Annotated in this window: 12 protein-coding genes; 6 read left to right on the top strand and 6 right to left on the bottom strand. The window is 64.4% G+C overall.

The genetic code is table 11. The features are described 5' to 3' along the window. Nucleotides 1-16: 16 nt before the first annotated feature. The 3 genes from PC358_RS02795 to PC358_RS02785 all read right to left on the bottom strand — a co-directional run bounded on the left by PC358_RS02795 (nt 17) and on the right by PC358_RS02785 (nt 2,369). The gene (locus PC358_RS02795; RefSeq protein ID WP_033697378.1) at nt 17-595 is read right to left on the bottom strand and encodes a hypothetical protein; all 579 of its coding nucleotides are present in this window, start codon (nt 593-595) and stop codon (nt 17-19) included. Nucleotides 596-705: 110 nt separating this feature from the next. After that, nucleotides 706-1,998 (bottom strand): PQQ-dependent sugar dehydrogenase, encoded by a 1,293-nt coding sequence (locus PC358_RS02790; RefSeq protein ID WP_033697377.1) that lies wholly within the window; start codon nt 1,996-1,998, stop codon nt 706-708. Further along, complete coding sequence (locus tag PC358_RS02785) at nt 1,995-2,369, bottom strand: DUF2231 domain-containing protein (protein ID WP_095065156.1); 375 nt, start codon at nt 2,367-2,369, stop codon at nt 1,995-1,997. The genes PC358_RS02790 and PC358_RS02785 overlap by 4 nt, the downstream gene beginning before the upstream one ends. 234 nt (nt 2,370-2,603) lie before the next feature. Here PC358_RS02785 and PC358_RS02780 point away from each other — a divergent pair, with 234 nt between their 5' ends. Beyond that, a complete protein-coding gene (locus PC358_RS02780) occupies nt 2,604-2,903 on the top strand; it encodes a hypothetical protein (RefSeq protein ID WP_033697374.1) in 300 nt (99 codons plus the stop codon). A gap of 97 nt (nt 2,904-3,000) precedes the next feature. Here the strand turns inward: PC358_RS02780 and PC358_RS02775 are convergent, their stop codons facing one another. Continuing rightward, the gene (locus PC358_RS02775; protein WP_033697372.1) at nt 3,001-5,187 is read right to left on the bottom strand and encodes an OsmC domain/YcaO domain-containing protein; all 2,187 of its coding nucleotides are present in this window, start codon (nt 5,185-5,187) and stop codon (nt 3,001-3,003) included. A gap of 254 nt (nt 5,188-5,441) precedes the next feature. Here PC358_RS02775 and PC358_RS02770 point away from each other — a divergent pair, with 254 nt between their 5' ends. The 5 genes from PC358_RS02770 to PC358_RS02750 are packed head-to-tail and all read left to right on the top strand — an operon-like array spanning nt 5,442 to nt 11,148. Continuing rightward, a complete protein-coding gene (locus tag PC358_RS02770; RefSeq protein WP_033697370.1) occupies nt 5,442-5,900 on the top strand; it encodes a (2Fe-2S)-binding protein in 459 nt (152 codons plus the stop codon). Continuing rightward, nucleotides 5,900-8,146, top strand: a complete 2,247-nt coding sequence (locus PC358_RS02765; protein ID WP_033697367.1) for a xanthine dehydrogenase family protein molybdopterin-binding subunit — start codon at nt 5,900-5,902, stop codon at nt 8,144-8,146. The genes PC358_RS02770 and PC358_RS02765 overlap by 1 nt, the downstream gene beginning before the upstream one ends. 17 nt (nt 8,147-8,163) lie before the next feature. Beyond that, nucleotides 8,164-9,510, top strand: a complete 1,347-nt coding sequence (locus PC358_RS02760; RefSeq protein ID WP_033697366.1) for a c-type cytochrome — start codon at nt 8,164-8,166, stop codon at nt 9,508-9,510. Between the two features lie 34 nt (nt 9,511-9,544). Further along, the gene (locus PC358_RS02755; protein WP_033697364.1) at nt 9,545-10,573 is read left to right on the top strand and encodes an XdhC family protein; all 1,029 of its coding nucleotides are present in this window, start codon (nt 9,545-9,547) and stop codon (nt 10,571-10,573) included. Beyond that, the gene (locus tag PC358_RS02750) at nt 10,555-11,148 is read left to right on the top strand and encodes a nucleotidyltransferase family protein (protein ID WP_033697363.1); all 594 of its coding nucleotides are present in this window, start codon (nt 10,555-10,557) and stop codon (nt 11,146-11,148) included. The genes PC358_RS02755 and PC358_RS02750 overlap by 19 nt, the downstream gene beginning before the upstream one ends. Here the strand turns inward: PC358_RS02750 and PC358_RS02745 are convergent. Both PC358_RS02745 and PC358_RS02740 read right to left on the bottom strand, forming a co-directional pair. Further along, on the bottom strand, nt 11,142-11,957 hold the full coding sequence (locus tag PC358_RS02745; RefSeq protein ID WP_033697361.1) for a substrate-binding periplasmic protein: 816 nt from the start codon (nt 11,955-11,957) through the stop codon (nt 11,142-11,144). The two genes, PC358_RS02750 and PC358_RS02745, sit on opposite strands and share 7 nt — an antisense overlap. 136 nt (nt 11,958-12,093) lie before the next feature. Further along, a complete protein-coding gene (locus PC358_RS02740) occupies nt 12,094-12,735 on the bottom strand; it encodes a LysE family translocator (protein ID WP_033697360.1) in 642 nt (213 codons plus the stop codon). Between the last annotated feature and the right edge of the window lie 42 nt (nt 12,736-12,777).

The following is a 12,777-nucleotide window of genomic DNA, read 5'->3' as shown; positions in this document are numbered from 1 at the left end:
CCCTAAGCGGCCGCCGTCAACGCGACGTCTCGACCCTCAGCACTTCGGTGTAGATGGCATCGACCGTCTGGCCCACCTTGAGGTTTTTCATCCGCGCCTGCAGGTCGGGGTTCTCGACCTTAACCACCTGCAGCTTGCCCTCTGGCGGCAGCAGGCTCACTTCATGCTGCTTGAGGTCGATCTTCTTGATCTGCGAGGTGACCCTGACCTGGCGGAACGCCTCGCCGCCCGGGTTCGGGTTGTTTTCGGTGGCGCGAATGGTGCCGGACTCATCACTGACCTTCGGCGCACCGCCCACATCGGTGTTGAGCACATAGGCCACCGCGCGGGTCACGTAGATGTCGACCGTGTCACCGACTTTGAGGTTGGGCAGCGCCTTGGCCTTTTCCGTCAACTGGAAGGTCACAGGCTTGTCGTTGGCACCCTGCACCGTGACCAGGCGCTTCTCCAGGTCAATGGCCTGGACCTGGGTGGTGACATGGCTTTCAAGCGCTTCACTGCCAATCGGCACGTCGGCGGCCTGGGCTGTGAAGCTGCCAGCGAAGACCAGCGAGGCGATTGCCACAGCGCGAGCGAGTGAACTGATAGGTTTCATAGGCATGCTTCCCTGTAATCGTTTCCGGGTTGGTGCGTGAAATACTCACGCGCCAACAAGCATAGACACTGTCGGGCGCCCGTGCGGCGATGCAAGGGCGCCCGTTGCGCTTAGCGGTTGCGAGTCACCCGCCAGACGGTGTTGGCCAGGTCGTCGGCGATGATCAAGGCGCCACGCGGGTCGACCGTGACCCCCACTGGCCGCCCACGGGTCTTGCCATCCTCACCGCGAAAGCCTGTGGCGAAGTCGACCGGCTCGCCTGCCGGCTTACCCTTGCTGAACGGCACGAACACCACCTTGTAGCCCACCGGGTTCGGCCGGTTCCAGCTGCCGTGCTGCCCCACGAACACACCGTCGGCGAAACGCTCGCCCATGGCCGGAATAGAGAAGTCGACACCTAAGGCGGCCACATGCGAACCCAGGCTGTAATCCGGCTTGATCGCCGCCGCTACCTTGTCCGGGTTCTGCGGCCTGACCCGCTCATCGACGTTCTGCCCCCAGTAGCTGTAGGGCCAGCCATAGAAGCCGCCTTCGCGCACTGACGTGAGGTAGTCCGGCACCAGGTCGGGGCCGAGTTCGTCGCGCTCGTTGACCACCGCCCACACCTGCCCGGTCTGTGGCTGAACAGCCAAGGCCGTCGGGTTGCGCAGGCCCGTCGCGTAGGGCCGGTGCGCGCCGGTCTGGGCATCGACCTGCCAGACCATAGCCCGATCGATCTCCACTTCAAGGCCGCGCTCGGTGATGTTGCTGTTCGAACCAATGCCGACATACAGGAAACGACCATCAGGGCTTGCGGTCAGCGCCTTGGTCCAGTGGTGGTTGATCTCGGCCGGCAGGTCGGTGACCTTGGTCGGCGCAGCACTGGCCTTGGTCTGGCCGTCCTGGTAGTCGAAACGCACCAGCGCATCCTGATTCGCCACGTACAGCTTGCCGTCGGCAAACGCCAGGCCATAGGGCGCATTGAGGTTTTCCGCGAACACCGTCTGCAGCTCGTAGGTGCCATCGCCGTCCGCGTCCCGCAGCAGGGTCAGGCGATTGCCGCCTTTGACCTGGGTATTGCCCTTGGCCTTGATCTGGCTGGCGATCACATCCTTGGGCTTGAGTTTCGCTGCGCTGCCACCGCGGCCCTCGGCCACGAGGATATCGCCATTGGGCAGCACCAGGCTCTGGCGGGGGATCTTCAAGCCGGTGGCGATCGCCGTGACGCTGAAGCCTTCGGGCACGGTGGGTTTCTGTTCACCCCAGGCCACCGGCTCGGCGATTTTCATGCTCGGCAGCAGCCCGCGCTGTGGCTCCGGCAACTTCGGGTCGGGGCCATGGGCCTGGGTAGGCTCCCCTTCCCCGCCACACGCGCTCAGCAATACCGCCACGCTCAACAGGCTCAATGCATGCAAAGGCTTCATGCCACACCTCCCGAACGCAGGTTGCTCAGCCCGGTCCACGCGGCCACAGCTGCAAGCGCGGTCACGATCACCGACAACACCAAGCCTGAGGGCATTACCGCCCAGGCGTCCTTGGCATGTTCGAAGGCATTGACCAGCCCCAGCCCCCAGGTGGCCAGCAACAGTACGAAGTACAGGGTTGCACGCCCACCCTTGTGCTCGGCGCGGACCAGGTTGACCAACGCGAACAGCAGCGCCAGCCCACAGCACAGCAGGCCACCGGCGATCAGCCAGGCAGCGAAGTTGCTCCACTGGATCTGGAAGCTGTTGAAGTAGGCGATATCGCTCAGCAGCGCGCCAAGAAACAACGGAACACTGCCGGCCAGCAGCATGGCGTGCAACGGGCCTGGCGTGCAGCGGTAGAGGGTTTGCTCTGATGCGGTCACGGCGCCTCCTTATCGTTCAGTGACCCTTGGCTGATGGCTGAAGCCATCAGGCGTGCGCGGGGTGCGCTTAGCAAAGGAGCGTCTCTACAACGCGATAGTTCACCGTTTCGCTTGAATGAAATATCCTGACAGGAACCGCCACGGTGTTTCTGTGCGGCATTTTTCAACGAGGAGATCGGCATGAGCAACAACTGGGGGCGCACGAGTGCGCTCTGGGCACTGAACACGCTGCTCATCCTCGGCCTGGGCCTGGCCTCGGGCTGCTCCAGCAAAAACAGCAAGGCCCGCTACGCAGCCACCACAGTCGGCTCCAACTGCTTCGCCAAGGCCGTGCCCAGCACCGGCGAAGGCGGCCTGGCCTGGGGCAATACCTTGAGTATTGCCCGGCAGAAGTCGCTGAATAACTGCGTTCGTTACGCAGGCCGATCGGGGGGGACACCCAAGACTTGCCAGGTGGTGATGGCGAAGTGCAAGAACTGAGGCGTGTGGCTTGAGGCTTGAGGCGCCTGGTAGATCGAGCGCCGCGCGGGCGGCGCTCGATCTACCAGGCACTGAAACACTCCAGGCCTACACCGCCTCAGGCAAACTTGGCCCGAGCGGCATGCAGCTTCTTGTAGCTCTCGATCAAACGCAAATGACGATCCAGGCCTTCCAGCTTCATGCTGGTCGGCGTCAAGCCATGGAACCGCACGCTACCGTCTACCGAGCCCAGCACCGCGTCCATTCGCGGGTTGCCGAACATGCGGCGGAAGTTGGTTTCGTAGTCTTCCATCTCCAGTTCATCGTCCAGCACCACTTCCAGCACCACATTCAAGGCCTGGTAGAACAGGCCCCGCTCGACGGTGTTGTCGTTGAACTGCAGGAACGCCTCGACCAGCTCCTTGGCCTCTTCAAAGCGCTGCACAGCCAGGCAGATCAGCAGCTTCAGCTCAAGAATGGTCAACTGGCCCCACACCGTGTTGTCGTCGAACTCGACACCGATCAGCGTGGTGATGGTCGTGTAGTCATCCACATCGCAGTTGTCCAGGCGCTTGAGCAGCAATTTGAGCGAGCGGTTGTCCAGGCTGTGCAGGTTGAGGATGTCGGCGCGGAACGACAAAGCCCGGTTGGTGTTGTCCCAGATCAGGTCCTCTACCGGGTAGATCTCCGAGTAGCCCGGCACCAGGATGCGGCACGCAGTAGCACCCAGGTTGTCGTACACCGCCATGTACGCCTCTTTGCCCAGGTCTTCAAGAATGCCGAACAGGGTCGCGGCTTCCTGCACGTTGGAGTCTTCGCCGTGGCCGGAGAAGTCCCACTCGACGAATTCGAAATCGGCCTTGGCACTGAAGAAACGCCACGACACCACGCCGCTTGAGTCGATGAAGTGTTCGACGAAGTTGTTCGGCTCGGTCAGCGCGTGGCTTTCGAAGGTTGGCTGCGGCAGGTCGTTCAGGCCCTCGAAGCTGCGGCCCTGGAGCAACTCGGTGAGGCTGCGTTCCAGCGCCACTTCAAGGCTCGGGTGCGCGCCGAACGAGGCGAACACGCCACCGGTACGCGGGTTCATCAAGGTCACGCACATCACCGGGAACTCACCGCCCAGCGACGCATCCTTGACCAGCACCGGGAAGCCTTGCTCTTCCAGCCCCTGGATGCCGGCAACGATGCCCGGGTACTTGGCCAGCACCTCCTGCGGTACATCCGGCAGGCACAGCTCGCCTTCGAGGATTTCGCGCTTCACTGCCCGCTCGAAGATTTCCGACAGGCACTGCACTTGCGCTTCGGCCAGGGTATTGCCAGCGCTCATGCCATTGCTGAGGAACAGGTTCTCGATCAGGTTGGACGGGAAATACACCACCTCTTGGTCCGACTGGCGCACGAACGGCAACGAGCAGATGCCCCGCGCGGTATTGCCCGAGTTGGTGTCGTACAGGTGCGAGCCGCGCAGTTCGCCGTCGGGGTTGTAGATGTCCAGGCAGTTCGCGTCGAGGATCTCGCTGGGCAGCGCATCCTTTGGCCCAGGCTTGAACCACTGCTCGTTCGGGTAGTGCACGAACGCAGCGTTGGCGATCTCTTCGCCCCAGAATTGGTCATTGTAGAAGAAGTTGCAGTTCAAACGCTCGATGAACTCACCCAGCGCCGAGGCCAGCGCGGCCTCCTTGGTCGAGCCCTTGCCATTGGTGAAGCACATCGGCGACTGCGCATCGCGCACATGCAGCGACCATACGTTGGGCACGATATTGCGCCACGAAGCGATCTCGATCTTCATCCCCAACCCGGCCAGGATCGCCGACATGTTGGCGATGGTCTGCTCCAGCGGCAGGTCCTTGCCCGGGATGTAGGTGGTGGTGTCCGACACCGGCATCAACAGCCCTTGGGCATCGGCATCCAGGTTGTCGACCACTTCGATGACGAATTCAGGCCCGGTCTGCACCACCTTCTTCACCGTGCAACGGTCGATGGAGCGCAGGATGCCCTGGCGGTCCTTCTCGGAGATGTCTTCGGGCAACTCGACCTGGATCTTGAAGATCTGGTTGTAGCGGTTTTCCGGGTCGACGATGTTGTTCTGCGACAGGCGAATGTTTTCGGTGGGGATATCGCGGGTCTGGCAGTACAGCTTCACGAAGTAAGCCGCGCACAACGCCGAAGACGCCAGGAAATAGTCGAACGGCCCTGGGGCCGAACCGTCGCCTTTGTAACGGATCGGTTGGTCGGCGATCACCGTGAAGTCGTCGAATTTGGCTTCGAGGCGGAGATTGTCGAGAAAATTGACCTTGATTTCCATGCGGGATTACCGTGATTTAAGCGTGCAAAACGAAATTGGCCGGCATTATCCGGGTTTTTCGCCTGGAAGTCCTGTTTGCCTGGCGCAACGCCGGCCTTGCGCATTTCGCCGGATTACTTGCCTGATCCTCCTGACCTCCCGGCAGCGCCGGCTCACCGGCCGCCGCGCTGTGCTAGCGTTTCTGCACTGGGGGGCAACGTACCCCCCGCTCAAGACAACGACGCGACAGCAAACCGATGATGGGCAGGTGAACCATGGAACTCCGCATCAACCAGAAGACCTATGAGGTCGAAGCCGACGCTGACACGCCGCTGCTGTGGGTGATCCGTGACGACCTCGGGCTGACCGGCACCAAGTATGGCTGCGGCCTGGCCCAGTGCGGCGCCTGTTCGGTGCTGGTGGACGGCAGCGTAGTGCGCGCCTGCGTGACCCCGGTGGCAGGCGTGGTCGGGCGTGAGGTGACCACCATCGAGGCGATCGAGGCCGACAGCGTCGGCAAGCGCGTGGTCGCAGCCTGGGTCGAGCACCAGGTGGCGCAGTGCGGCTACTGCCAGTCGGGCCAGGTGATGGCGGCCACCGCGCTGCTTAAGCACACGCCCAACCCCAGCGACGCGCAGATCGATGCGGCCATGGTCAACCTGTGCCGCTGTGGCACCTACAACGCCATCCATGCGGCCGTGCACGACCTTGCCGCGCAGCAGGAGGGTGCCTGATGAACACGCCTGTCGATAGCCCGCTTGGGCCCTTGGGCGCGCCGGTCAACCTGTCGCGCCGCCGCTTCCTGCTGGCTTCGGCCGGTGCCGCCGCCGGTGCCCTGGTGCTCGGCTTTGGCCTGCCGCTGGGTTCGGCCAGGGCCCAGGCCGCCACCGCTGCTGGCCAGGAGCGCGGCACCCAGGTCCCGGCTTTCCTCGAAATCCGCCCGGACAGCACCGTTCGCCTGCTCTGCCCGTTCATGGAGGGCGGCCAGGGCACCTACACCGCCATGGCGCAGATCGTTGGCGAAGAGCTGGATGCCGACCCTGCCACCTTCCTGGTCGACAGCGCACCGCCCGGCGAGGCCTATGTGGTGATGGAAAATGGCATGCGCATCACCGGCGGCAGCATGTCGGTGCGCATGAGCTACCCGACCATGCGCCGCCTCGGCGCGCTGGCCCGGGCCATGTTGCTGCAGGCGGCTGCCGAACAACTGGGGGTACCGCTCGGCGAACTGTCCACCGAGCCTGGCAAGGTGGTGCACGCCGCATCTGGCCGCTCACTGCCCTACGGTGAACTGGCCGAGCGCGCCCTCGACCTGCCCGTACCAGACCCGGCCAGCGTACAGCTGCGCGACCCCAGCCAGTTTCGCTGGATCGGCAAGCCGGTACGCCGGGTCGACGCCTATGACAAATCCACCGGCAAAGCCTTGTACACCATCGACATCAAGCTCGACGGCATGCTGCACGCCGCCGTGCAGCATGCCCCCCGCCTGGGCATGACGGTGGGCAGCCTGCGCAACGAAGCGCAGGTGAAGGCCATGAAAGGCGTGCACTCGGTGCATCAATTGCCGGGCGCGGTGGCGGTGGTCGCCGAGCGTTGGTGGCATGCCAAGCGCGCAGTAGAGGCCATCCAGGTGGACTGGCAAGAGCCCGGCAATGATTCCCCGCTACGGCCGATGCCGGCGGATTTTTCCAGCGACGCCTACCGGGAGCGCTTGGCCAGCGAGCAAGGCCCGGCCCGCGACGAAGAGAACGAAGGCGATGTGGCTGGGGTGCTGGCCAACGCCAAAACAAAGGTCGAGGCCACCTACCACAACCAGTACCTCAACCACGCCCAGCTTGAACCACCTTCTGCCCTGGCCCGCTTCAACCCCGACGGCTCGCTGGAGGTCTGGCTACCCAACCAGGCTCCAGACATGTTCCGCGACGACATCGCCAAGCGCACCGGCCTGGACGCTGCGCGCATCACCCTGCACTCGCCCTTGCTCGGCGGCTTTTTTGGCCGGCACTTTCTCTACGACTCGGCAAACCCTTACCCTCAGGCCATCGCCCTGGCCAAAGCGGTCGGCCGCCCGGTCAAGCTGATCTGGAGCCGTGAGGAAGAGTTTCTGCGCGACGTGTTGCGCCCACTGGCGGTGGTCAAGTTCCGCGCCGCGCTGGACGCCGATGGGCTGCCCGTGGCCATAGAAGCGGTGAGCGCCACCGAAGGCCCGACCGAGGCACTGGCCGGCAAGCAAGGGGACAAGATAGACCCCACCGCCCTCGAAGGGCTGTCGGGTAAAGCGTACGCCATCGCCAACAAACGCATCGCCCAGATCTACGTCAAAGGCCCGGTCATGCTCGGCTACTGGCGCTCGGTGGGCAATTCGCTGAACGACTTCTTCTACGAAGCGTTCCTTGACGAGCTGGCCGACAAGGGTGGCCAGGACCCCTATGAGCTGCGGCTGCACCTGCTGCGTGACAATCAGCGCCTGACCAACCTGCTGCACGCGGTAGGCGAGCTGTCTGGCGGCTGGAAGCGCGGGCCGTTCACTGCCGAGGACGGCAGCAAGCGGGCGCGCGGCGTGGCCATGGCCTCGCCGTTCGGCTCGGAAGCGGCGGTGATCGCCGAAGTCTCGATCGAAAATGGCCAGGTCAAGGTGCACGACATCTGGCAGGCGATCGACCCGGGCAGCATCGTCAACCCGGCGATTATCGAGGCCCAGGTCAACGGCGCCGTGGCCTTGGGCCTGTCGCAGACGTTGCTGGAAGAGGCGGTGTACATCGACGGTCAGCCCCGCGGGCGCAACTACGACCTGTACCCCATCCTGCCGCCTTCGCGCATGGCACGGGTGCATGTGCGCATCGTCGAAAGCGGCGCGAAGATGGGCGGCATCGGCGAACCGCCGCTACCTGCCGTTGCGCCAGCGGTGGCCAACGCGGTGGCGCGGCTTACCGGCCAGCGCATCCGCAGCATTCCGCTAAGCCGCTACACCTTCACCTGACAGGACAAGGAACGCCCATGACCCACAGCCGATTCGCAAGAACCGCCGGCTGGCTGGCGCTGCCGTGCCTGGTCGCGGCAGGCCTGCTGGCCTGGTACGTCACCCGTGACCCCGCGTCACCTTTCGAGGCCGAGCAGGCTGCCCGTTTCGACCCTGCACTGGTCAGCCGCGGCGAGTATGTGGCCCGGCTGAGTGACTGCGTGGCCTGCCACAGCCTGCCCGGCGGCAAACCGTTCGCCGGCGGGTTGGAGATGGCCACGCCACTGGGGGCGATCCACGCCACCAACGTCACCCCCGACCGCGACACCGGCATCGGTCACTACAGCCTTGCCGACTTCGACCGCGCCGTACGCCACGGCGTGGCCCCCGGTGGCCGGCGGCTGTACCCGGCCATGCCGTACCCTTCCTACGCCAAGCTCAGCGATGACGATGTGCGGGCCCTGTACGCGTTCTTCATGAAGGGCGTGCAACCTGCCCAGCAGGCGAACCTCGCCAGTGACATTCCCTGGCCGCTGAACATGCGCTGGCCCATCGCCCTGTGGAATGGGCTGTTCGCCGCCAACACACCGTATGCCGCCAAGCCTGATCAGGACGCCCAGTGGAACCGCGGCGCCTACATCGTTCAAGGCCCAGGGCACTGTGGCAGCTGCCATACCCCCCGTGGCCTGGCCTTCAACGAGAAAGCCCTGGATGAAAGTGGCAAACCCTTCCTGGCCGGTGCGCTGCTCGATGGCTGGTACGCACCAAGCCTGCGCGCCGACCACAACACCGGCCTTGGCCGCTGGAGCGAAGCGGAAATCGTGCAGTTCCTCAAGACCGGGCGCAACCGGCATGCCGTGGTCTATGGCTCGATGACCGAGGCGTTCAACAACTCCACGCAATTCATGAGTGACGATGACCTGGCGGCGATCGGCCGCTATCTGAAATCGCTGCCCGGCGATCCACAGCGTGACGGCACGCCGTGGCAGTACCAGGCTGAATCGGTAGCCGCGAAGCTCGATAACCCTGGGGCGCATACTTACGTGACCCGTTGCGCGTCGTGCCACGGCCTGGACGGCAAGGGCCAGGCCGAGTGGATGCCGCCGTTGGCCGGGGCCACGTCGGCCTTGGCCAAGGAAAGCGCGTCGGCGATCAACATCACCCTCAATGGCTCGCAGCGCATCGTCGCTGCCGGGCTGCCCGATGCCTACCGCATGCCGGCCTTCCGTGAACAGCTGAGCGACCGGGAAATTGCCGAAGTATTGAGCTTCGTGCGCGGCGCCTGGGGTAATCACGGTGGTGCAGTGGGTGCGCAGGCCGTGGGCACGTTGCGCGGGCACACAGACCCGGCCAGCAGCAGCCCGATTGTGTTGCACATGCGATGAAACCGGCACAAGCATTACGCTTTGGAGAAAGATGATGGAGAGCATCGACCTGCTGGTCCTGCGCACCGCCCGCGACTGGCTTGCCAGCGGCGAGCGCGTCTTGCTGGCCACTGTGGCCCGCACCTGGGGCTCGTCCCCTCGCCCGGTCGGTTCGATGATGGCGCTGCGCAGCGACGGTCGCGTGGTCGGCAGCGTGTCCGGTGGCTGCATCGAGGATGACCTCATCCACCGCTACACCACTGCCTACGGTGGCCCAGGTATGCAGACCGGGCTGCCCGAGGTGGTGCGCTACGGTGTCAGCGCCGAGGACGCTCACCGGTTCGGCTTGCCCTGTGGCGGTACCCTGCAACTGGTCCTCGAGTTCGAACCTTCGGCAGAACACCTCGAACAACTGCTGGCCTGCCTCGACAGCGGCAGCCTGGTGCGCCGTGAACTGGACTTGCACAGCGGCGAAGCCGCGCTCATGGCTAGCAGCACGCCCGAGCAGTTCAGCTTCGATGGCCAGCGCATGCTCAGCACCCTCGGCCCTGGCTACCGCGTGCTGCTGATCGGCGCCGGCGCGCTGGCCGAGTACCTGGCGACCATGGCGCTGTTCAATGGCTTCAACGTTTCGGTGTGCGACCCACGGCCAGAATACATGGGCGGCTGGGGCGTCGCGGGCGTCTCGAAACTGGCCGGCATGCCGGACGATGTGGTGCGTACCTTCGCCCCCGACGTGCGTAGCGCCATCGTTGCCGTCAGCCACGACCCCAAACTTGACGACCTGGCCTTGCTCGAGGCGCTGCACAGCCCGGCGTTCTACATCGGCGCGATCGGGTCCAGGCGCAACAGCCAGTTGCGACGCGAGCGCCTGATCGAACACTTTGGCGAAACCGAAGCCACCCTCAAGCGCCTGCACGGCCCTATCGGCATCTACATCGGCAGCAAGACCCCGGCCGAAATCGCCGTCAGCGTCATGGCCGAGATCCTCGCAGCCAAGAATGACGTGAGCCTGCCTGGGGCAGTCAACGTGACCAAGGCCAAGCTTGCCCGGGAGGCCGAGGCGTGCCAGCACAACCTGTGATCTGCACCGCGCTGGTGCTGGCGGCCGGGCGTGCGCAGCGCTTTGGCAGCGACAAACGCCTGGCACGGCTGCCCTCCGGGCACACCCTGCTGGCGACGGCATTGGCGCGCGCATTCGATCATTTTGCAGATGTGCACGTCGTGCTACGGCCGGGTGACGATGCGCAGCACCTGGGTATCGACCCGCGGGCCCATATCGTGCGGGCCGAGCAGGCAGCGCTTGGCATGGGCACCAGCCTCGCGGCCGGGGTGACGGCGCTGCTGCAGACACAGGCCCAGGCGGTGGCGGTGCTGTTGGCGGATATGCCATGGATCGCACCTGGCAGCTTGCAAACACTTTGCCGGCAAGCAAGCGCAGCACACATCGTGTTGCCGCAGTACCAGGGTCAGCGCGGGCATCCGGTGATTTTCGGCCGTGCGTTCTGGCCGGCGCTGGCGCAACTGCAAGGTGATCAGGGCGGCCGGCAGGTCATTCTGGACAACCCGCACGCCTGTATCACGGTCGCCGTTGACGATGCCGGGGTGGTGCTGGACGTGGATGTCCCTCAGGCCCTCGGTTTACCGATGGGTCATTGAACAATGGCTGCTGTGTGCTGTTGATGCCAGCGCTCCAGGTTCTGGCGCAACAACTGTTCTGGCAATGCGCCGGAAACGATCGCTTTCATCTCCCGTGCCAGGTCTTCGCGCAACTGCGGCTGGTTGCACGGTGATTGATGCGACAGCGCCAGGTACAAGCCTTCGCTGGACACCGGCGGGTCCAGCACCTGCAGGCTGTCTTGCATGCCCAGCGTCTGCGCCAACGCCATGCCTGGATAGTGCTCGAACACCACGTAGTCGCTGCGCTTGAGCAGCAGCTTCTCGAAAGCCTGCTTGGCACTGGGCACCGCTTCGAGCGTGAGGTTGGCCTTGGCATAGTCATCGAACTGCTGGCCGTGGCTGTTATTGACCAGGGTCCCGCCTTTGCGGCCTTGCAGGTCAGCCCATTGATGGTAGACAAAGGCCCCTTGCTGGCGTACCCAGACCACGCTGGGCGTGTGCAGGAAGGCCGGGCTTATGAAGTCCATCATCTGCTGCCGTGCCTGGGTCAGAAAATACCCGGCAAGCAGGTCGATACGGCCGGTGCGCACTTGCTCCTGGGCACGTGACCACGGCCCCCCGTAAACCACTTCGATCTCTAGCCCAAGTTGCTTGCCCAAGTATTTGAGCAGGTCGGCATTGGCACCGATCAACTGGTGAGGGTCATGCGGGTCGCGCCACAAATAAGGGGGGTATTCGGGGTTACCGGTGGCCGTCAGGCGCTGGCAGGCCTCCTGCGCGCCTGCAACCGCGGGCAGCAGCGCGCACAGCAACGACAGCAAGGCGTGGCGAAAGCAACGCTCGATCATCTACAACCCTCGGCACATGGGGCATCTGGCTTCGCGTGGTGTAGACAGTCTGGCCCATCGGCAGCCAGCCGCCAGGGTTTTCATCGACCGGCGAGTTGCCAGGGCCGCTGCGCGTCGTCAGGCGGCCCGCAAAGACCTACGCCGACTGTCGACGGATTGTGAGAATCGCCGCACCAAAGCCGATGAAGGTCGTGCCCACGACCCGGCTCACCCAGCGCGAAAGCGCCGGCCGGGTCAACACGCCCTTGGCCCGCGAGGCCAGCGCGGCGTACAGGGTCAGTGAAATGAGCGACAAGGCGACGAAGATCCCGGTAAGGATCAGGAACTGCGGCAGCAACGCGGCGCCCTGGTCGATGAACTGCGGGAACAGCGCGGTGAAGAACATGGTCGCCTTGGGGTTGGTGACCGCCGTCAGGAATGCTGACTTGTACAGCTTGAGCGGTGTCGGCCGCTCCTTGGCCACCCCGGCGGTGGCGCCCTCCTCCAGCATCGGGCTCTTCTTCAACAACTGCCGTGCGCCGAGGTAGAACAGGTAACCCGCGCCGATGATCTTGACGGCGTTGAACAGCACTTCGGAGCTTGCCAGCAACGCCCCCAACCCGAGCATGGCCGCTGCCGACAGGCAGAACAAGCCCGAGCCATTGCCCAGTGAAGACCAGACCGCGCTGCGTTGCCCATGGGCCAGGCTGTTGTTGATCGCCATCAAGGTCGCAGGGCCAGGGCTGGCGATGGCGATCGCGGCAACCAGGGTAAAGGCAAGAAGCGAGTGAGAATCCATTTTCCAGGCTCGATAAAGTTTCAGGGGACGCGGTTATAACAG

Source organism: Pseudomonas capeferrum (assembly GCF_000731675.1).
In the GTDB taxonomy this organism is placed as follows: domain Bacteria; phylum Pseudomonadota; class Gammaproteobacteria; order Pseudomonadales; family Pseudomonadaceae; genus Aquipseudomonas; species Aquipseudomonas capeferrum.
Note: the sequence above shows the minus strand (reverse complement) of the source record. Positions and strands in the feature narration are given on the sequence as shown.